This is a genomic window from Streptomyces hirsutus (assembly GCF_001418415.1).
GTDB classification, from domain to species: domain Bacteria; phylum Actinomycetota; class Actinomycetes; order Streptomycetales; family Streptomycetaceae; genus Streptomyces; species Streptomyces hirsutus.
The window spans coordinates 30838-50968 of record NZ_LIQT01000189.1 but is presented as its reverse complement, the minus strand read 5'-3'; the positions used below and the strand labels follow the sequence as shown (position 1 = coordinate 50968).

Annotated in this window: 17 protein-coding genes; 11 read left to right on the top strand and 6 right to left on the bottom strand. The window is 69.8% G+C overall.

Annotated elements, in window-relative coordinates:
* The 4 genes from AOK11_RS15160 to AOK11_RS15145 form a co-directional block, all read right to left on the bottom strand.
* On the bottom strand, positions 1 to 1432 hold a 1432-nt coding region (locus AOK11_RS15160; protein WP_240497355.1), incomplete at its 3' end, for a GH1 family beta-glucosidase.
* 29 nt (positions 1433 to 1461) lie between these two features.
* Entirely contained in the window at positions 1462 to 2301 is an 840-nt protein-coding gene (locus tag AOK11_RS15155) for a carbohydrate ABC transporter permease (protein ID WP_055594238.1), read from the bottom strand.
* Between the two features lie 55 nt (positions 2302 to 2356).
* Positions 2357 to 3349: a carbohydrate ABC transporter permease gene (locus AOK11_RS15150; RefSeq protein ID WP_055594242.1), complete on the bottom strand. Its 993-nt coding sequence runs from the start codon at positions 3347 to 3349 to the stop codon at positions 2357 to 2359.
* A 14-nt stretch (positions 3350 to 3363) separates the two neighbouring features.
* A complete protein-coding gene (locus tag AOK11_RS15145) occupies positions 3364 to 4680 on the bottom strand; it encodes an ABC transporter substrate-binding protein (RefSeq protein ID WP_055594237.1) in 1317 nt (438 codons plus the stop codon).
* A 273-nt stretch (positions 4681 to 4953) separates the two neighbouring features.
* On the opposite strand from AOK11_RS15145, the gene AOK11_RS15140 reads away from it, so the two are divergent.
* Positions 4954 to 6795, top strand: a complete 1842-nt coding sequence (locus tag AOK11_RS15140; protein WP_055594236.1) for a hypothetical protein — start codon at positions 4954 to 4956, stop codon at positions 6793 to 6795.
* Positions 6796 to 7089: 294 nt separating this feature from the next.
* Here AOK11_RS15140 and fusA read toward each other — a convergent pair whose 3' ends face one another.
* Entirely contained in the window at positions 7090 to 9204 is a 2115-nt protein-coding gene (fusA, locus tag AOK11_RS15135) for an elongation factor G (RefSeq protein ID WP_055594235.1), read from the bottom strand.
* 570 nt (positions 9205 to 9774) lie between these two features.
* Here fusA and AOK11_RS15130 point away from each other — a divergent pair.
* The 8 genes from AOK11_RS15130 (at position 9775) to AOK11_RS15100 (ending at position 15673) form a co-directional block, all read left to right on the top strand.
* Entirely contained in the window at positions 9775 to 10335 is a 561-nt protein-coding gene (locus AOK11_RS15130) for an RNA polymerase sigma factor (RefSeq protein WP_055594234.1), read from the top strand.
* Positions 10332 to 11150, top strand: coding sequence for a zf-HC2 domain-containing protein (locus AOK11_RS15125; protein WP_055594233.1), 819 nt, complete (start codon positions 10332 to 10334; stop codon positions 11148 to 11150). The genes AOK11_RS15130 and AOK11_RS15125 overlap by 4 nt, the downstream gene beginning before the upstream one ends.
* On the top strand, positions 11147 to 11980 hold the full coding sequence (locus AOK11_RS15120) for an ABC transporter ATP-binding protein (protein WP_055594232.1): 834 nt from the start codon (positions 11147 to 11149) through the stop codon (positions 11978 to 11980). The genes AOK11_RS15125 and AOK11_RS15120 overlap by 4 nt, the downstream gene beginning before the upstream one ends.
* On the top strand, positions 11977 to 13374 hold the full coding sequence (locus AOK11_RS15115) for a hypothetical protein (protein WP_055594231.1): 1398 nt from the start codon (positions 11977 to 11979) through the stop codon (positions 13372 to 13374). Before AOK11_RS15120 ends, AOK11_RS15115 begins: the two co-directional genes overlap by 4 nt.
* Positions 13371 to 13946, top strand: a complete 576-nt coding sequence (locus AOK11_RS15110; protein WP_055594230.1) for a hypothetical protein — start codon at positions 13371 to 13373, stop codon at positions 13944 to 13946. The genes AOK11_RS15115 and AOK11_RS15110 overlap by 4 nt, the downstream gene beginning before the upstream one ends.
* Positions 13947 to 14100: 154 nt before the next feature.
* Positions 14101 to 14304, top strand: coding sequence for a hypothetical protein (locus tag AOK11_RS39910; RefSeq protein ID WP_206188848.1), 204 nt, complete (start codon positions 14101 to 14103; stop codon positions 14302 to 14304).
* Between the two features lie 58 nt (positions 14305 to 14362).
* A complete protein-coding gene (locus AOK11_RS15105) occupies positions 14363 to 14749 on the top strand; it encodes a recombinase family protein (RefSeq protein ID WP_240497353.1) in 387 nt (128 codons plus the stop codon).
* A 294-nt stretch (positions 14750 to 15043) separates the two neighbouring features.
* Positions 15044 to 15673, top strand: a complete 630-nt coding sequence (locus AOK11_RS15100) for a hypothetical protein (protein ID WP_055594229.1) — start codon at positions 15044 to 15046, stop codon at positions 15671 to 15673.
* 196 nt (positions 15674 to 15869) lie between these two features.
* On the opposite strand, the gene AOK11_RS15095 is transcribed toward AOK11_RS15100, so the two are convergent.
* Positions 15870 to 17684: an acyl-CoA dehydrogenase family protein gene (locus AOK11_RS15095; protein WP_055594228.1), complete on the bottom strand. Its 1815-nt coding sequence runs from the start codon at positions 17682 to 17684 to the stop codon at positions 15870 to 15872.
* A 421-nt stretch (positions 17685 to 18105) separates the two neighbouring features.
* On the opposite strand from AOK11_RS15095, the gene AOK11_RS15090 reads away from it, so the two are divergent.
* Both AOK11_RS15090 and AOK11_RS15085 read left to right on the top strand, forming a co-directional pair.
* Positions 18106 to 18780, top strand: a complete 675-nt coding sequence (locus AOK11_RS15090; protein WP_055594227.1) for a formylglycine-generating enzyme family protein — start codon at positions 18106 to 18108, stop codon at positions 18778 to 18780.
* Between the two features lie 278 nt (positions 18781 to 19058).
* A complete protein-coding gene (locus tag AOK11_RS15085) occupies positions 19059 to 19994 on the top strand; it encodes an alpha/beta fold hydrolase (RefSeq protein ID WP_055594226.1) in 936 nt (311 codons plus the stop codon).
* Positions 19995 to 20131 lie beyond the last annotated feature (137 nt).

Genomic DNA, 20131 nt, shown 5'->3' with positions numbered 1-20131 from the left:
CGGCCTCGTCAACGTCGACTACGCCACCCAGACCCGCACCATCAAGGGCTCCGGCCACCGGTACGCGGACATCATCCGCGGGCACGAGGGCGAAGCCCGGCGGGCCGCGGATGATGTCCGCGTACCGGTGGCCGGAGCCCTTGATGGTGCGGGTCTGGGTGGCGTAGTCGACGTGGACGAGGCCGAAGCGTTTGTCGTAGCCGTAGGCCCACTCGAAGTTGTCCAGCAGGGACCAGGCGAAGTAGCCGGCGAGCGGGGCGCCCTTGCGGGCGGCGGAGGCGCAGGCGGCGAGATGCTGCTCCAGGTAGTCCTGGCGCTCCGGGTCGTCGATCGTGCCGTCGGGGCGGACCGTGTCGGGGAAGGCGGAGCCGTTCTCGGTGACGTAGAGCTTGCGGGCGCCGTACTCGTTCGTCAGGCGCAGGAGCAGTGTCTCGATGCCGCTCGCGTCGATCTCCCAGTCCATGCCGGTGCGCGGCACGTCGGCGCGGCGGACGGTGGCGGCGTGGGGGGCCGGGCCGTCGGGGTCGGCCGTCACCACCTGGGGGAAGTAGTAGTTGAGGCCGAGCCAGTCGAGGGGGGCGGCGATGGTCGCCAGGTCGCCGGGCCGCTCCGGGAGTTCCACTCCGTAGACCTCGCGCATGTCGGCGGGGAAGCCGTGGCCGTGCACGGGGTCGAGCCACCAGCGGTTGGTGTGGCCGTCCATGCGGGCGGCGGCGGCCAGGTCCTCGGGGCTGTCGGTGGCGGCGTGGATCGTGGAGAGGTTGTTGACGATGCCCACCTGGGCGTCGGGGGCGGCGGCGCGGATGGCTCGCGCGGCGAGGCCGTGGCCGAGGAGCAGGTGGTAGGAGGCGCGGACGGCCGCCGTCAGGTCGGTCAGACCGGGCGCCATCTTGCCTTCCAGGTGGCCGATCCAGGCCGAGCACAGGGGTTCGTTGAGGGTCGCCCAGTGGTGCACCCGGTCGCCGAGGCGTGCGGCGACCGCCGAGGCGTACGCGGCGAAGTGCTCGGCGGTGTCGCGCTCCGGCCAGCCGCCACGGTCCTGGAGGACCTGGGGCAGGTCCCAGTGGTAGAGGGTGACGGACGGGGTGATGCCGGCCTCGAGCAGGCCGTCGGTCAACCGGTCGTAGAAGTCGAGCCCCTTGACGTTGACCGGGCCGTCGCCGCCGGGGACGATCCGGGGCCAGGCGAGGGACAGGCGGTAGGCGTTGGTGCCGAGGCGGCGCATCAGGTCGATGTCCTCGCGCCAGCGGTGGTAGTGGTCGCAGGCGGTGTCGCCGTGGTGGCCGTTGTCGATCGTGCCGGGGACGCGCGCGAAGGTGTCCCAGATCGACGGCGAACGGCCGTCCTCGGCCACGGCTCCCTCGATCTGGTACGCCGAGGTGGCCGTGCCCCACAGGAAGTCCTCGGGGAGGGCGGCATAGTCGATGGCCACAGAAGTCCTTTCAGGTACGGGGAAGTCGGTCACTTGACGGCTCCCGCCGTCAGGCCGGCGACGAGGTAGCGCTGCAGGAGCAGGAAGCCGGCGACCACGGGGATGCTCACCACGAGCGAGGCCGCCATGATCTGGTTCCAGTACACGTCGTGGAGGGTGGAGTAGCCCTGGAGTCCCACGGCGAGGGTGCGGGTGGTGTCGTTGGTCATCACCGAGGCGAAGAGGACTTCGCCCCAGGCCGTCATGAAGGCGTAGACGGCGACCGCGACAATGCCGGGGATCGCGGCCGGGACGACGACCCGGAAGAGCGCGCCGAGCGGGCCGCAGCCGTCGACCAGCGCGGCCTCGTCGAGGTCGCGGGGCACCGAGTCGAAGTACCCGATCAGCATCCAGATGGAGAACGGGAGGGAGAACGTCAGATACGTCAGGATCAGGCCGCCGCGCGAGCCGAACAGGGCGATGCCCGTGGCGTTGCCGATGTTGACGTAGATGAGGAACAGCGGGAGGAGGAAGAGGATGCCGGGGAACATCTGCGTCGACAGCACGGTCACGGTGAAGACGCGCTTGCCGCGGAAGCTGTAACGGCTCACCGCGTAGGCGGAGAAGACCGCGATCACCACCGAGCAGACGGTCGCCGCGCCCGCCACGATCAGCGAGTTCACGAAGTACCGGGCGAGCGGGACCGTGGACCAGATGTCGATGTACGGGCGGAACGTCAGCTCGCTCGGCAGCCAGCGGAACGTGCCGGTGACGTCCGCGAGCGGCTTCAACGAGCTGGAGATCATGACGTACACCGGGATCATCACGAAACCCGTGAGCAGGGTGAGGAAGATCCGCCGGAACCACAGGAACGAGCGGGGCGGGGCCATGGGCGATGCCGGGGAGGTCGAAGTCGCCGGCGACACTCGGGCCGCCGTCGGTGAACTAGCCATGTGACGGCCTCCGTTGGCGCGAGGTGAAGACGAGGTACACGCCCGTCACGACGAGCAGGAACAGCAGGAGCAGGACGGACATCGCGGAGCCGGTGCCGAAGTTCCAAGTGACGAAGGACGCCTGGTAGATGTGGACGGAGATGAGGTCCGCGGCCTCGGGGGCCGTTCTGCCGAACAGGACGAACGGCGTGTTGAAGTCGTTGAACGTCCACAGGAACAGGACCAGCACCAGTACCTGGTTGACCGGGCGCAGCGACGGCAGGGTGATGCGGCGGACCTGCTGGATCATCCCGGCGCCGTCGAGGGCGGCGGCCTCGTACAGCTCGCGGGGGATGTTCTGCAGGCCGGCCATGACGATGAGGAAGGCGAACGGCCAGCCCTTCCACACGGAGACGGTCAGCAGCGCGAAGAAGCTGTTGTCGCCGATCAGCCAGAAGGACGGCTTGTCGGTGAGGCCGAGCTGGTCGTGCAGGACGTGGTTCACCAGGCCGTTGTCGTGCTGGAACATGAACACCCAGGTGATGACGGCGGCGTAGACCGGCAGCGCGTACGGCACCAGGAACAGGGCGCGGAGCAGGCCGCGGCCGCGGAAGGTGTCCTGCATGAAGATCGCGGCGGCGGTGCCGATGAGCCAGCACAGGCCGACCGACAGCACGGTGAAGGCGAGGGTGACGAAGAAGGAGTGGAGCAGTGCCTGGCCGACGGGGGCGTCGAAGTCGACCGACACCTTGTAGTTGTCGAGGCCGGCCCAGGGGGCGGCGCCCCAGTCGCGGATGTAGAACTGGGTGAGCTCCTTGAAGCTCATCACGATGCCGATCACCATCGGCACCAGGTGGACGAGGAGTTCGAGGAGGAGGGCAGGCAGGAGGAGCAGGTAGGGCAGTCCGATGCGACGGATCCGCCCGGTGCGGCGGCGGGGGCCGTGCTCCGCACCGGGGGAGGTCTTCCGCGCGGCGGCCTCCGCTGCGGGGGCAGTGGCGGTCATGGCGGTGTCGGGGCTCACTTCTTGGGCATCTGCTGCTGGGCCTTGGTGAGGGCAGCCTCGACCGATGCGGTGGTCACCTCGCGGCCGCCGGCGGCGTCGGCGAACAGGTCCTTGATCGCCGTACCGACGGCGGTCTCGAACTGGGACTCGTCGGGGACCTGCGGGAGGGCCACGGCACTCTGGGCGAGGGTGTCCTTCAGGACGGAGTTGGCAGGGGAGTTGAAAGCCGCGTCCTCCTGGGCCGCCTTGACCGGCGGTATGGAGCTGTAGGCCGTGTTGAGGATCTTCTGCTCGGCGTCGCTGGTCATGAACTTCACGAAGTCGGTGGCGCCGTCGATGTTGTCGCTGTTCTTGAAGACGGCGAGGTTGATGCCGGCGACCATCGAGTTGACCTGCTTGCCCGCGCCCGGGGTGCCGGACTGCACGGGCACGGGGGCGATGCCGTAGGAATCGTCGGCCATGCCCTGGGACTTGAGGTTGGCGGACGCGGACTGCCAGAGCAGCATCGCCGTCTTGCCCTTGGCGAAGTCGCTGACGGACTGGTTCTGGGCATACTCGGCGTTGCCCGGGGCGATGATCTTGTCCTTGGCCATGAGGTCGACGTACTGCTTGACCGCGGTGACGGCACCGTCGTTGGTGAAGTCGGGCTTGCCGTCGGCGGTGAAGAAGTCGGCGCCGTGCTGCTGGGCGAAGACGAAGGCGTGGTGGATGTTCTCGGAGGGGTTCGAACCCTCCATGCCGATCCCCCACTTGCCGCCCTTGGAGACCTTCTTGCCGGCGGCGACCAGCTCGTCCCAGGTGACGGGAGGCGCGTCGACACCGGCGTCGGCGAGCATCTGCTTGTTGTAGTAGAGGGCGTACGCCATCGAGTACAGCGGTACCGCGGCCGGGTCCTGGTCCTCGGCGCCGGTGGAGCCGAGGGCGGAGTCGACGAAGCGGTCCTTGCCGCCGATCCTGTCGAAGGCCTTCGCGTCCCACGGCATCAGCGCGCCGGTCGCCTGGAGCGAGGCGGACCAGGTGTTGCCGATGTTGAGCACGTCCGGTCCCTGGCCGGAGGTGGCCGCGGTGAGGATCCGGTTCAGCAGGTCGGACCAGGGCACTACCTCCAGCTTGACCTTGATGCCCGTCTGCTTCTCGAACTTGTCCAGCTCGGGCTGGAGCACCTTCTTGTCGATCTCGACGCTGGCGCCCTGGTTGGAGGCCCAGTAAGTGAGCTCCTTGGGCGAGTCGTTGGACCCGCCGTCCGTGGTGGATCCGCCGCCGCAGGCCGTGGCGGTGAGTGCGAGAGACAGGATGACGGCGCCTGTGGCCGCGGCTCGGATGCTGCGCATGGCTTCTGGTGTGCCTTTCCGCGAGGGCAGATGTGCGAGGAGAGTGCAACGGAGACGCAAGGAGGGACTCAGGGGGACGCCGGGAAGGCGACTCATGACTTAATTTAGGACGTGAGTTAAACCCTCCGAAGGGGCGGCGTCAAGGGTTTGGACGGAGTCACCCAACTCTCGCCGCACCTCTTGACTCATCTGTTCCACGGATGAACTATCAGCGGCGAGAGAGCGCTCCCACCTCCCCCACACCGTTCACTTCCTGAACCAGGAGAGCCGCCCATGACCTCCGACTCCCCCTCCGCCCAGCCGCCCGCCGACGGCCCCCGCGCCGCCGTCCGCCGCCGGGCCGTGCTCGGAGCCGCAGCCGCCGTACCCGTACTGGCCGCACTGACCACCACCGCCTCCGCCGCGCAGACCGCCCCCACCGCGCCGGCCGCCCCTGACGCCGCGAAGAAGCGCGGGAAGCAGATCCGGCTGCAGGCCGGCGGCGATCTCGGCCCGAACGTGATCGTCTTCGACCCGTCGACCCCGGGCATCCAGGCGAAGCTGGACGAGGTCTTCGCCCGGCAGGAGGCGGACCAGTTCGGCCCGGGTCGCTACCAGTTCTTCTTCAAGCCGGGCACCTACCACGGGCTCAACGCCCAACTGGGCTTCTACACTTCGATCTCGGGCCTCGGACTCTCCCCCGACGACACCACCATCAACGGCGACGTGACGGTCGACGCCGGTTGGTTCGACGGCAACGCCACGCAGAACTTCTGGCGGTCGGCGGAGAACCTGGCCCTCGTCCCGGTCAACGGCACCAACCGCTGGGCGGTCGCCCAGGCCGCCCCGTTCCGCCGGATGCACATCCGCGGCGGCCTCAACCTGGCGCCCGCCGGTTACGGCTGGGCCAGCGGCGGTTACATCGCCGACAGCCGGATCGACGGCGTGGTCGGCCCGTACTCGCAGCAGCAGTGGTACACCCGGGACAGTTCGGTCGGCGGATGGACCAACGCCGTGTGGAACATGGTGTTCTCGGGTGTCGAGGGCGCCCCCGCGCAGAGCTTCCCGGAGCCGCCGTACACCACGCTCGCCCGGACACCGATCTCCCGCGAGAAGCCGTTCCTGTACCTGGACGGCGCCGGCTACCGGGTGTTCCTGCCCGCGCTGCGCCGCGACGCACGTGGCGTCACCTGGGGCAACGGTACTCCGCGCGGCACCTCACTGCCCCTGGACCGTTTCTACGTGGCGAAGCCCGGCGACTCCGCGGCCACCCTCAACCAGGCGCTCGACCAGGGCCTCAACCTGCTGCTGACACCGGGCATTTACCACATCGACCAGCCGATCCGCGTCAACCGGGCGGGCACCGTCGTCCTCGGTCTCGGCTACGCCACCCTGATCCCCGACAACGGCGCCACCGCACTCCAGGTGGCCGACGTCGACGGCGTACGTCTGGCGGGCTTCCTCGTCGACGCCGGACCGGTCAACTCCCGCACCCTGGTGGAGATCGGCCCGAACGGAGCTTCCCGCGACCACTCCGCCGACCCGATCACCGTCCAGGACGTGTTCATCCGGATCGGCGGCGCGGGCCCCGGCAAGGCGACCACCAGCATGGTGATCAACGCCCGGCACACCATCGTCGACCACACCTGGATCTGGCGTGCCGACCACGGCGAGGGCGTCGGCTGGGAGACCAACCGCTGCGACTACGGCGTCGTCGTCAACGGCCACGACGTCCTGGCGACCGGCCTGTTCGTGGAACACTTCAACAAGTACGACGTGCAGTGGAACGGCGAACGCGGGCGCACGATCTTCTTCCAGAACGAGAAGGCGTACGACGCCCCGAACCAGGCCGCCATCCAGAACGGCTCGATCAAGGGCTACGCCGCGTACAAGGTCGACGACCGTGTCACCACCCACGAGGGCTGGGGCATGGGGAGTTACTGCTACTACAACGTCAACCCGACGATCGTGCAGCACCACGGCTTCGCCGCCCCGAACCGCTCGGGTGTCCGTTTCCACCACCTGCTGGTCGTGTCGCTCAGCGGCAACGGGCAGTACGAGTGCGTCATCAACAACACCGGCGCGCCCACGTCGGGCACGAACACCGTGCCGTCGAAGGTGGTGTCCTACCCCTGATCCCGGCGTCCGGTGCCCGGTGCCCGCTCCGACCGGCGCCGGCGGTCGTGGCGGGCACCGGTACCACGCCGGTGGCGGGCCCTCCCGGGTGAGTGACCGGGAGGGCCCGCCGTCCCTACGCACCGCGCGTACCGCACGCACCGCACGCACCGCACGCACCGCACGCACCGCACGCACCGCACGCACCGCACGCACCGCACGCACCGCACGCACCGCACGCACCGCACGCACCGCACGCACCGGCTACCGGCTACCGGCTACCGGCTACCGGCTACCGGCTACCGGATGTACCGACTACCGCGCGGACGCGGGCGAAGGTTCCGACGCCGGCGCCGGCGCGTACCCGGTGGGGCAGGCGGTGAAGGTGCCGCGGCCCTGGGTGCGGCTGCGCAACCGGGTCGCGTAGCCGAACAGTTCGGCCAGCGGCACGGTGGCGGTGACCGTCGCGGTGCCGGCCGTGCCACCCGTCCGGGTGTCCGAACCGGTGACCCGGCCGCGGCGGGCGGCCAGATCCCCGAGCACCCCGCCCACCGCGTCCTCGGGCACGGTGACGGTGACCTCGACCACCGGTTCCAGCAGCACCGTCGCGCAGGCCCGCAGGGCGTCCCGCAGACCGAACCGGCCCGCCGTACGGAACGCGGTGTCCGACGAGTCCTTCACATGGGTGGCCCCGTCGGTGAGCGTGACGCGCAGACCGGTCACCGGATGACCGCCCAGCGGCCCCTCGGCCAGGGCGTCCCGGCAGCCGGCCTCGACCGCACGGACGTACTCCTGCGGCACGCGCCCGCCGACGACGGCCGAGCGGAACTCGAACCCGGAGTCCGGGGTGTCCAGCGGCTCGACGTCGAGCACGACGTGGGCGAACTGTCCCGCCCCGCCGTCCTGTTTGACGTGCCGGTACACGAAGCCGGACACCCCACGTCCGACGGTCTCCCGGTAACCGACCCGGGGGCGGCCCACGTTGACGGCCAGTCCTTGATCGCGCCGGATCTTCTCCACCGCGACCTCCAGGTGCAGTTCGCCCATGCCGGACAGCACCGTCTGGCCGGTCTCCCGGTCGGTCCGTACCACCAGCGAGGGGTCCTCCTCGACGAGCCGCGCGAGTGCCGATGCCAGTCGCCCGGTGTCCGTGCCCCGGCGCGCCTCGACCGCCACGGAGACGACGGGCTCGGCGACACCGGGAGGTTCGAGGACCAGTGGGGCGGACGGCGCGCACAGGGTGGAGCCGGCACGCGCCGACTTCAGCCCGACGACGGCGACGATGTCCCCGGCGACCGCCCGGTCCAGCGGGGCGTGCCGGTCGGCCCGGACCCGCAGGATGCGGCCGATGCGCTCGGTGCGGCGTGCGGTCGCGTCCCACACGGTGTCTCCCTTCTCGATCGTTCCCGAGTACAGGCGCAGGTAGGTCAGCCGTCCGGTGGCCGTGGCGTTCACCTTGAACGCGAGGGCGGCCAGGGGTGCTTCCGGGTCGGCGGCCCGTTCCTGCTCACCGCCGTCGTCGTGCGTCCCGCGCACGGGCGGCACGTCGAGCGGCGAGGGCAGGTAGGCGAGGACGGCGTCCAGCAGCGGTTCGACCCCGCGGTTGCGGTAGGCCGAGCCGCACAGCACGACGACGCCCTCACCGCTGCGGGTGAGGTTGCGCAGGGCGGCCGTGAGCGTACCGGTGCCGAGCGAACCCGCGGCGCAGAACTCCTCCAGTGCGGCCGGATGCAGCTCGGACACGGCCTCCTCGAGGAGCCGGCGCCGGCGGTTCGCCTCCTCTCGCAGGTCGTCCGGCACGGGGCCTTCGTGGGCGGCCGCGGCAGTGTCGTCGTCGGTGTCGTCGTCCGTGCCGTCGTCGGTCCAGGTCAGGGCGCGCAGGCGCACCAGGTCGACGACGCCGGTGAAGGCGTCCTCGGCACCGATGGGCAACTGCACGACCAACGGCACCGGGTGCAGCCGTTCACGGATCGAGGCGACGGCGGCGTCCAGTTCGGCACCGGCACGGTCCATCTTGTTGACGAACGCGATACGCGGCACACCGTGCCGGTCGGCCTGCCGCCACACCGACTCGCTCTGCGGCTCCACGCCGGCGACCGCGTCGAACACCGCGACCGCGCCGTCGAGGACACGCAGCGAGCGCTCGACCTCGTCGGCGAAGTCGACGTGCCCGGGGGTGTCGATCAGGTTGATCCGGTGACCGTCCCAGGCGCAGCTGACGGCGGCGGCGAAGATCGTGATGCCCCGGTCGCGCTCCTGCGGGTCGAAGTCGGTGACGGTGGTGCCGTCGTGGACCTCGCCCCGCTTGTGCGTGGTGCCGGTCGCGTACAGGATCCGCTCGGTGACGGTGGTCTTGCCGGCGTCGACGTGGGCGAGGATGCCGAGGTTGCGGACGGCGGCGAGGGGGTTGGCGTGCCGGAGGTTGCGCATGGCCCGTGGCCTTTCGGTGCTCTGTGACAGGGCAGCGCGATTCCCGGACGAGACCCGTGGTCGACGACGGGGACACATGAGCGTCCGAGAACCGTCATCACCATGCGAATTGACTGGTCGTCAATAACGCGGTCCCGTCACGGCATCCGGTACCGGCCGCGCAGCGGGCACCGGACGGCCGAGGACACGAGGAGCACCTCGGAGCGGACGGACCGGGTCCGGAGAGCGGCTGCGGCAGTGTGGTCACGCATGGCCGGACTCCCCTCACGGTCTCGCACGCGCAACCCCACATCGAGGCGGCTCCTGCTCGTTGCCGAGTGTAGGGAGGGGTGGGCGGGCGGAGCCACGGCTTTTTACGAGGGACGAGGCCGGCGTCCGGTCCGCGATCGACGGCTCCCGGCGCAGCAGGTCCTGCCGCACCCGCCCTCTTCGGCGAGACCGTCCGGACCGGCGAAGCCACCGCCGCGCAACGGCGAAACTTCGGTCGAGTGGAACCCACGGGTTCTCCCTCATGTGCCGGGGATCACATCGGGGGGAAAACCTGCGGCCCGGCTCGGGCGTCTAGCGGGTGTGAGATCAGTCAGAGCAGCGCTGCACGAGGTGGACGAGGAGCGTCTCGTCCGGCTGGTGGCAAAGGGCGACCGTGCCGCATTCGAGGAGTTGTACCGGCGTACGTCGCCGTGGCTGGCGGTGCGGCTGCGCCGCCGGTGCGCGGACGAGCAGATCGTCGCGGAGGTCATGCAGGAGACCTACTTGGCGGTGTGGCGCGCGGCGGGTGCGTTCGCCGGGTCCGCGGTCCAAGGGACGGCCACCGGTTGGCTGTGGACGATTGCGGCGCGCCGCCTGGTCGACGCGTTCCGGCGCAGGGCTCACCATGCGGAGCCGCCGCCGGCCGCCGCTGTGCCCGACGCGGCGCCCGCCGCCGAGGCGGAGGCGCTCGCGGCGACCGTCGGCGGTGATGTCGGGGACGCGCTGCGGTGCCTCGCGCCGGAACTGAGACAGGTACTGCAGGCCATGGTGCTCGACGGGCTGTCCGTCCGGGAGACCGCGGTCCTGCTCGGGCTGCCCGAGGGCACGGTCAAGACCCGTGCCCGCCGGGCCCGGATCGCGATGCGGAGGGCGCTGGCGTGAGTGTGGAACATGCGTCGAGGCGGATCATCGAGGGTTACGCGCGCGGCGGCACGGACCTCGCCGCCGACGAGGTGTGGGCCGTCGAGGCCCACCTGGAGGCGTGCCGGGTGTGCCGTGACCGGCTGTCTGCCGCTGTCGGTGCCGAGGTGCCCGCCGTGGCGTCGCTGGTCGACACCGTGTGGTCCGGCCTCGAACCCCGGCTGGCGGTCACCGCCACGATGCCGCGCGGACGGCGTCGGCCGGCGCGGCTTTCGAGGTGGATGACACCCACGATGGTGCCGTGGCTGGCCATGGTCGTGAGTGTGACGCTGCTGGCCCTGCTGCTCGACCTGGGCGACACCGGTTCCGGCGAGGTGTCGCTGGTGCTGCTGTTCGCGCCGGTCCTGCCTGTGCTCGGCGTCGCGGCGTCCTGGTCGCGCGGTCTGGACCCGGCGTACGAACTGACGGCCTCGGTGCCCAGGGCCGGGCTCCCTCTGGTGCTGCGGCGCACCGCGTCCGTGCTCGGCGTGGTCGTCCCCGCGCTGCTGGTGGGCGGATGGATGACGGGGGTGATGGTGGCTCAGTGGCTGCTGCCCTGTCTGGCCTTCACGGCGACGACGCTGGCGTTCGGCGGTGTCGTCGGTGTGACCCGTGCCGCCGTCGTGCTGGCCGCCGTGTGGGCCGCCGTGGTCGTGGCGCCGACCCTGGCCACCAGCCGTACGGCCTTCGCCCTGCAGACGGGCGGTCTGCCCGTGTGGGGGCTGATCCTCGCACTCGGCATCGGTGTCGTGATCGCCCGCAGAGGCGCGTACTCCGTGCTGGGAGCCCATCGATGACCATCGGAAAGGAACACCACATGACGTCCGCCGTGAGCGCGGCCGACATCGCACCGACGGCCTACGCCTGGGAGATCCAGGCCACCGGGCTGAAGGTCAGGGTCGGCGGGAAACGCATGGCCGTCGACGGCCTCGACCTGTCGCTGGGCACCGGCGTACACGGGCTCCTCGGCCCCAACGGGGCGGGCAAGACCACCCTCATCCGGACCCTGGCCACCGTGCTGCGCCCCACCGAGGGCACCCTGGAGATGCTCGGCGAGTCCGTGGGCGGCATGGGCGAGCACCGTGCGCTGCGCCGCCGGATCGGTTACCTGCCGCAGGAGTTCGGCTACTACAAGCGCTTCACGGTCCGCGAGTTCGTCGAGTACATGGCGTGGCTGAAGGAGGTGCCGAAGGCGGAGATCCCCGCGGCGGTGCAGCGCGCCGTGGAGCGGGTGGGTCTGGCGGACCGCGCCGACGAGAAGCTGAAGGCCCTCTCGGGCGGCATGGTGCGCAGGGTCGGCATCGCCCAGGCCATCGTCAACGACCCGACGATCCTGCTGCTGGACGAGCCGACGGTCGGCCTGGACCCGGCGCAGCGGCTGCGCTTCCGCGAGCTGCTGCAGGAGTTGGGTACGGACACCTGTGTGCTCGTCTCGACCCATCTGGTGGAGGACGTCGCCGCCGCCTGCACCGACGTGGTGCTCTTCGCCGAGGGGCGACTGGTCTTCCAGGGCACCCCGGACGACCTGGCAGCGGCGGGCGGCCCCGAGCACATGGGCGACAGTCCCCTGGAGCGCGGCTACTCGGCGCTGCTGCAGGGCCCCGGCCCGGGAAGGGGCGCCTGGTGAACATCCGCGTCCTGCGCATCGAGCTGAGGCGCTCCGTCGCCCCGTGGGCCGGCGCCGTGGTCGCCACGAGCGCGCTGGCGTTCCTGTACCTGGTGGACGCCTCGTGGTGGAGGGGCACCACGGCGTGGACGGCTCAGTGGACGTCCCTGGCGATGTGGACCCGCAGCCTGCTGTTCTACCTGTGGCCGCTGGCCGTGGGGCTCGGGGCGCTGCAGGGCCTGCGTGACCACCGCTCGAAGATGCCGGAGCTGCTGACGACCACGCCGCGACCCGCCTGGCACCGCGCGGCCGCGCCGGCGGGCGCGACGGCGATCACCCTGGCCTCGGCGTTCGCGCTCCTCGTCCTCGTGGGCGCCGTCCAAGTGCTCGCCCACACCGAGTACACGCACCTCGGATGGCTGCCGATCTCGCTGGTGGGGGCACTCTTCCTCGTCGCGGGTGCGGTGCTGGGCATGGGGGCCGGGCGGGCCCTGCCGTCCGTGCTCACCCCGCCCGCGCTGGCCATGGGCGCCTTCGTGTTCACGGCCCTCATGCACATGTCGTTGGGCCGGACGGAGACGACCACGGCGGCGGGGGTTCCGGGCACGGAGCCGAACCGGGTCTCGCTGCTGTCACCGGCGGTGGAGGAGGTGCGTGATGTGCTCGTCACGCTCTCCGCCTCCGTGCACGTCGGGCAGACGATCTGGCTGCTCGGCCTGGCCGCGACCGGCTTCGCGCTGCTGGTCGCCGCGACCCCGCGCGCCCGGCTGATCGCCCTGACGCCCGTCCTGGCGGGCGCGGTACTCGCCCTGCTCGTCCTCCCCTCCGACCCGCGACGGATGTACGTCGTCGACGAGGCCGCCGCGGAGCTGGTGTGCGACGGCCCGGTGTGCGTGACCAAGACGCACCGGACACGACTCGCCGACCTCGCGGGTCCCGGTAAGGAGGCGCTGCGTCTGCTGCACCGCGCCCTGGGCGACCGGGCGCCGGTCTCGGTCCGGGAGAACACCGCCGTACTGCCGGACGGCGCCATGCCGCAGTGGTCCGGCGAGACCGTGCTCTTCGACTTCGACGACGGCGTCATCGCCGCCGCGCAGGGCGAGGAGCTGACCCGGGCCCTGATCGCCGAAGCCATGGTGCCGGGGTGCACCCCCGTCGGCTGGAGCAGCTGGGGGAACGAGGATTACGCGCAGGCCGTCGCGGTGGGCTGGGTCCTCGGGGACCTCAGGCCGCTTCCCGGCACAGAGCCGGCAAGTCTGCGCAGCGAGGTCGAGGCCGAGACCCGCCCGGTGTGGAAGGAACTCAAGGCGCTGCCGCGGGCCGAGCAGCTCTCGCGGATCAACGCGATGCGCGCCGCCGCGCTCTCCTGCGAGGGCGACGCCTTCGACGCCCTGTCCGGCGGTGCGTCCCGGTGAGATGGCTGACTCTGTACGCGCGCTCACGGCAGGTGCCCGCGTCGCTCGCCGCGGTGGTGATCAGCGCGGTGGCGGCGTGGGCACTCGCCCGGGACGGGAGCGGGGCGCCCGGAGATCCGCGGCTGCCCGTGCTCGTCCTCGCCGCGGGGGCTATGGCGGCGTCGATCGGGCTCGGCGGACAGGACCTCGCGCTGGACCGGACGGCCGCGATCCGCTGGGTGCCCCGCAGAGCGGCGCACGTGCTGCTCGCCGGCGCGGTCGTCGGCACGGTGCTGCTGGCCGTGCAGACCATGGGCGAGGACATGGCCACCACCGCGTTCGTCGTCCGGGACGGCGCGGGCCTGATGGGACTGGTCGCCCTGGGCGCGGCGCTCTCGGGCGGCCCGTACGCGTGGACGCTGCCGTTCGCCTGGCTCTCGTTCTCGTTCTTCGCCCCGCCCCCGACGAGTGTGCCGATGCAGGTGGCGACCTGGATGCTGCTGCCACCCGGCGCGGCAGCGGGCACCTGGACGGCCCTGGTCCTCACGGTCACCGGCACCGCGGCCTACGCCGTCGCGGGACCGAGACGGTAACCGGACCGGGCCACGGCCGTGATCCTGCGCGGCCCCGCCCTCGTGAGCGCCGCGGCCCCGCCACGGCGCCCACGGGGCGGGGGCACGTCGCGGCAGGTCACCAGCCGGTGAGCGTTGGACAGGCTCAGCCCTACCTCTGCAAGCCGCGGAGCCCATGGCAGCGCGGCACCGACGAGAACACCACCGGCTGCTGCGGCAGTACCTCGCCAAGGGCGCGGCCCTCCGCACGTTCGGCCAAACCGACCTGGACTCCCTCGCCCATGAGCTCAACCATCGTCCGCGAAAGACCCATGGCTGGCGCACTCCGGCAGAGGTCTACGCTGATCTCCTGAACAGCAGTGACGCGCCGACCACTTGAGCTCGCCATCGTTCGACGACGGCTAGGGGCGGATCCGTCCACAGGAGCGGGGAGCAGCATGGCCGATCCGGCCTACAAGCGGGTGTCGACCGACCAGCAGTCGACCAACCGTCAGAACCTCGTTCTTGCCGAGGCCGGCACCTCCAGCCGCCTCCACCCGCTCCAGCGCCCGAAGTCCGGCGAGCTGCTCACGTACGCGCGGCCGGGCGACACCGTGCACGTCTCCGAGATGTTCCGCCTTGTGCGAGGCACGCAGCACATTCCCGACGTGCTGGACGTCCCGCACCAGGGCCGCCTCGCCCTGCGCATCCACGACGGCGCGTCCTCCGCAATGGACCTCACCGCACGCCACCCGCGCACCGGAGAGCTGCTGTCCACCGTGAAGTTCATGGTGCAGACCCACGCGGCCACCGGAGAACTCCATCGGGACCTCCAGCGGGAATGACCTAGGGCACCGGATCTGATCACCGAGTTGAGGCCGACTCGCTACCGGTGTCCCGCCGACGACACGGTGCGGGCTCGGTATGCGGACGCCGTCCGTGACCCGGATCTGCAGCAGATCACTGCCGAGCCGAGCCGAGTCGGGGCCTGAACGACCAGGCGCACTCCCTGTGCCATCCGATGCACGGTGAGGGCACGGCTCGGTTCATGGCTGCCCGTGCCTCCGGGTGAGTGTCCTGACCCTCCTCTTCGAGCCCGCCGTCCAGTAGTACCACCCATGCCGGAAGGGAGAATTTCGATGCGGTTCCTGGTCCCGGACGATCCGGTGTTCCTCGGTATGTTCATCGGGATCGAACAGCCTTTGCTGTACAACTTGTATTACTTCTACCGGAACGATCTGAGTGAGGGACAGGACCTGTTGATCCGCACCGCGTATGACAAGTGGGGCGAAATTCAGCAGTGTTTTCCGTCTCAGCTCCAGTGGCAGGCCTTGGTCCCGGCGGCCCGAGGGCAGGGGGGCCAAAAAGGCTATGCCCTGCACGACTCGCGGGGCCGGCGGCTGACGTGCCTGTACTCCGTGGACATTCCGGCGGAGCATCTGCACACCCTGCGGGCCTGCCACACCATGCTCGCTCGAGCGGAGCAGGAAACCGGCCAGCTCACCGAGGCGCTCGACGAGCTGGCGGAGGAGACGAACATACGGTGTCTCGTCGACAACTTCGGACGCGTACTGGATGTGATGGAGTTCAAGGCGCCGCCCGGCCTGCTCAAGGCCATGGGGCACGGAGTGCAGACCGGGCAGGCGCCTGCCATCACGCTGGATGCGGCGCAGGAAACCGAGTATCAGGACTTCTGCGGACGCGTCGTGTACGCCTTGAGCTCCGGTGACAGGTTCACCTACACATCCCACCACGCGCTGTACTTCTGAACCCGGTGCCCGAAGGGCCCGCCCACGCGTTGTCCCGGGACGCGCCGAGGTGTGAGGCAAGTGCCGCCCTCCGTACGTGCCTCACGAATATCCGAGAGATCGTCAGGCACGTACGGCAACCGCCCTCACGGGCGTTGTCGACGGCGAGGGACCTTGCTTCAACCAGCCGCAACGAGGTCCGTCGGGTACGCAGAAGTCATGGCAGGGCCGACGCGAGGCTGCTTGAACCGTCCGGGTGCAGTATGGGGTGGCGGTCCAGAAGCTCATGAGGCACGGAGAACGCCTCGACCATCTCCAGCGCATGAGGGGCGAGGTCCGTAATGACACTCTCGATGACGTCCGGCAGTTCCAGGACCTGATCCGCAGTGAGACGCCCTTGCGCCAGCAGGTCGCCGCTGTGGGCAGCCACTTCCCGAAGGGCGAAGAGGCCGTGCAGGTCCACGAGCAGCGACCGGGCATGCGCTGATGCGGCTTGGGCGGACGCGCTCAGCAGAGCCTCGGCGGCCAGGCGATGGGCATGCGCGTCGACGAGCTTCAGGGCCGAGGTGACCGTTGCGTTCCATCGCTCCAGGGGTGAGCGAGCCCCCTTGGTCCGCAGCCGCGTACGCGCCCGCTCGTGCCATATTCGCTCTACGTCCGCCAGGAGGTCCTGCAAGTGCTGCGGATCGCGCAGCGAGCGCTCTTCGGGCAGTGTCTCATTGCCCGGTTTCGGGGTGAGGCCCCCCAGAAGCATCTCCCCTGCCGCCTTGGTCCAGATGACGAGATTGTCCCCCTCGGCGGTGATCGTTCCCTCGTTGGCGGCCAGCTGGAACGTTATGCCGTTGGCCAGAGCGAGCCCTTGCGCACCACACCTCTCGCGGCACTCCGTCATGACGGTCCGGGCCCGCCAGGTGATCCACCCCTTGGCGACGGCTATCAGCCGTTCGCAGTCCTCACGGTCAGCCTCCGTGGACCGGCTCCACTGTTGGACGACGGACCGGTGCAGCAACGTGGCTGCGTAAGTCGAGGCAAGGGCGTCCAGGAGCGGTGTGTGGTGGCTCCGATGCGACATCAAGGGCACCCGCTGCCCCTTGGTCATTCCTGCTGTCTGCCGGTTGTAGGCGTGCCGCACGGCGATGCCCAAGGCGTGCCGTGTCACTCCCAGGCTGTAGGCGCTCATGCAGAGTTTGCCCATGGTCACGCGCCCGATGGAATGGAGGAACCGTTTGCGACTGTTGCCCAGGGAGCTGACGAACCGGCCGTCCGGACGGAGTCGTCCATGCTCCCCCTGCAGCATGGCGGTGAACGGCAGGGGGACGCTGTGGAACGCCGTGGTGCAGTGATCCACGGGAGCGCTTCCGGTCTGGGGCAGGTCCCAGACCTCAACACCCGGCAGGTGCTGCCCGCTCTTGTCGCTGAGAGGGGTCAGGAACAGGAACACGCCCCTGTCCTCCCCGTCAACGATCAGCCGGGCCGCGACGAGTGCGTCCTTCGCACCCCCCACAGAGCTTGTGTTGGGCATGAACTTTCGGGCGCCGTCGGACGGAGTGTCGAGCACGAAGCCGCCTGACGCTCGATCGAACGTGGCGGTGGTTTCCAGCTGTGCGGCGTCATTGCCGTGCGCCTGCTCGGTGCACAGGAAGGTCCCCAGACGCTCCATCCGGAGGTAGGGCGTCAGGTCCCGGTGCTCGTGGTCGTGATCCAGGAGGCTGCCGAGGAACAGATTGAAGTGGATGCTCGCGATCGTTGCCATGCCGGCATCGGCGGCCCCTGCCCATTCGTGCAACGCGGTCAGGGAAGCGGCGTCGGCAACCAGAGCCCGAGCATCGGAAACAGTCTCATTGACCAAGTGGAGTCGCTGGTAGGACAGTTCGGTGCGCTCTCGATGCGTCAACCCTTCTTGGAAGGCGAAGGGAGCAGAGCTGAACAGCTCGCGCCATGGCCCATGGAGCTGCTCAGCCTGCGTGCCGAAGAGGACGGTCTGGAGCGCGGACAAACGGCTGTACTCACTGGAGAGTTGAGAGTCGATCACTCAAAGAACGTAACTCAAGCGAACGGACGCCACAGCATGATGATCAACACGATTGAGGCAGCCCGAACGGCGGTAGTCGCTCATTGAACATGCCTGATGGGGCGAACCCACCCGCCTGCCAGCGCAGTGACCCGATCAATCAAAGCGGCACGCCCCGACCGTCGGCGCGGCCATGGCCTCCCGCATCCCCTACCCGGTGACGTCACATTTGCACTCGTTGCAGATGGTTACACTGATCTGGCCCTCTTGTCCGCGCACGCACCACGCCATACACGGGTGCGAGACTGGTGAGCTCGCATGTCGAGGTGTCGCGTATTCGACAGGCGGCGCGCTGCTTTCACCACGGTGAGTGTCGAGCGGCCGGACCGCATGGTGAGGGGCAGTGCGGGCCGCCGGTGGGTGGGATTAGGGTTACCTGCTCATGGACACGGGCGCAGGAAGCGAAATGATCGCCGTCCCGCCGGGGCAGGTGACGCTGTCGGACCGGCGGACAGAACGCAGTTGGTCGGTCGAGCTCGCGCCTTACCAATTGGCGGCGTTCCAGGTGACTCAGTCGCTGTACGCACAGATCACCGGGAAGCGGCCGGGAACCTCTCAGGGGGACCGGTTACCCGTGGAGGGTGTCTCCTGGTGGGAAGCGGTCCGGTTCTGCAACGCCCTGTCACAGCGTGACGGGTTCACACTCGCCTACCGCTTCCCCGCCGAGGGTGAAGACATCGAGTGGGATCCGTCCGCCGATGGGTACCGGCTGCCGACCGAGGCCGAGTGGGAGCACGCCTGCCGTGCCGGGACGACCGGACCGCGTTACGGGCCACTCGACGAGGCCGCCTGGTATCGAGGCAACTCGCAGGAACGAGTGCATGACGTGGGCGGCAAGCGGCCGAACCCGTGGAGCCTGTACGACATGCTCGGCAACGTCTGGGAGTGGTGCTGGGACGTCTACGACGCCGAGGTCTACGGCACCTATCGGGTACTGCGCGGCGGTGGCTGGTTCGACGAGCACTGGAGCTGCCGGGCCTCCGTGCGCCGCCGCAGTCACCCGACCTTCCGAGTCGACGACGTGGGCTTTCGCATCGCACGGTCCGTCAGGGGCTGATCCTCACCGAGCGTGATCCCCAGGAGCGTATCCGCTCCAGGTTCCGCCGGCCTCGGTGACCAGNNCCTGGTCACCGAGGCCGGCGGTGCGGACAGGCACTTACGCGGGCAGCGCCCGGAGACACCGGACCAGTGATCGCTTGCGGGGGTAAACCCCACCGCGCACACTCGCCTCAGCTGCACCACCGACACGCGTGCCAGCCGGATTCTGCGATCAACCGATTCACCGAATGATGGATATCGCAGTCTCCACAGCACCCGTAGTCCAAAGGATCAGTCATGTCCCGCACCACGCCCGACCGCCGGTCCGCACACCGGGCCCTATCGGCCCTCGCCCTGCTGGCCTTGACTGCCGGCGCCGTCACGGCCTGCAGCGACCACGACTCCGCTTCCGAGCACCCGCCCTCGCCGTCCGCCACCTCGTCCGCCTCGCCGGGGAGCAGCCAGGCGGGCGAAGCGAAGCTGCACATGATCGACCATGGCGGTCACCGTCTGGCCTTCCACGTCACGCAGGGCCACGGCTCCACCATCGTCCTGGACTCGGGCGGCGGCGAGGACTCCTCTTACTGGGAGGACCTCGTCCCCAAGCTTCACGCGGCCACCGGCGCCACCGTCATCACCTACGACCGGGCCGGACTCGGCAAGAGCGACGTGGTGCCCGGTCCGTGGAAGGTCGAGAGCGCCGTCAGTGACCTCGAGTCGGGGCTCCAGCAGCTGGGCGTCACCGAGAACGTGACCCTGGTGGCCCACTCCCAGGCCGGCCAGATCGCGACCTGCTTCGCCAAGGACAACCCGAAGATGCTCTCCGGTGCGGTCCTCGTCGACGCCAACCTGCCCCCGCTCTTCACGGACGAGGGGATCGCCCGCCTCGTAGCCATCAGCCGGCCCCAGGTCGACGCGGCGAAGAAGGACCCGGACAAGCCGCAGAACCGTCAGCTCATCTCCACCGCGGAGAGCTTCGTCTCGACGAACAAGGCCTACCACAAGGTCACGTGGCCGGACGCGGTACCGGCAACGGTCATCGTCTCGGAGAAGACCCCGTTCGACGGATCCCCCGAGGACGCCCAGCGCTGGCGGGACGCCGCCGCCTCGTTCGTCCGGGACGGGCCCCACCGAACGCTCGTCACCGCCGAGGGCAGCTCCCACGACGTCCCGAAGGACCGCCCCGGCCTCGTGCTCAAGGAGATCGAAAGCATGGTCGCCACACAGCACTGACCCCACCCCTCGAACGAACGCCCTCTGCGGCTACCGGGAGCACAGTGGCGCGCACTGCTCTCAACCGAGCAGAGCACGCGATCTTGGAAAAGATTGGATCAGCTTGGAACTCAATGGCCGAGACGGTACGCCACGAC

Coding starts and splice junctions, on each gene's coding strand:
- AOK11_RS15100 (WP_055594229.1), top strand. CDS start 15,044: ATGCGGTTCCTGGTCCCGGACGATCCGGTGTTCCTCGGTATGTTCATC.
- AOK11_RS15150 (WP_055594242.1), bottom strand. CDS start 3,349: ATGACCGCCACTGCCCCCGCAGCGGAGGCCGCCGCGCGGAAGACCTCC.
- AOK11_RS15140 (WP_055594236.1), top strand. CDS start 4,954: ATGACCTCCGACTCCCCCTCCGCCCAGCCGCCCGCCGACGGCCCCCGC.
- AOK11_RS15085 (WP_055594226.1), top strand. CDS start 19,059: ATGTCCCGCACCACGCCCGACCGCCGGTCCGCACACCGGGCCCTATCG.
- AOK11_RS15120 (WP_055594232.1), top strand. CDS start 11,147: ATGACCATCGGAAAGGAACACCACATGACGTCCGCCGTGAGCGCGGCC.
- fusA (WP_055594235.1), bottom strand. CDS start 9,204: ATGCGCAACCTCCGGCACGCCAACCCCCTCGCCGCCGTCCGCAACCTC.
- AOK11_RS15090 (WP_055594227.1), top strand. CDS start 18,106: ATGGACACGGGCGCAGGAAGCGAAATGATCGCCGTCCCGCCGGGGCAG.
- AOK11_RS15105 (WP_240497353.1), top strand. CDS start 14,363: ATGGCCGATCCGGCCTACAAGCGGGTGTCGACCGACCAGCAGTCGACC.
- AOK11_RS15145 (WP_055594237.1), bottom strand. CDS start 4,680: ATGCGCAGCATCCGAGCCGCGGCCACAGGCGCCGTCATCCTGTCTCTC.
- AOK11_RS15155 (WP_055594238.1), bottom strand. CDS start 2,301: ATGGCCCCGCCCCGCTCGTTCCTGTGGTTCCGGCGGATCTTCCTCACC.
- AOK11_RS39910 (WP_206188848.1), top strand. CDS start 14,101: ATGGCAGCGCGGCACCGACGAGAACACCACCGGCTGCTGCGGCAGTAC.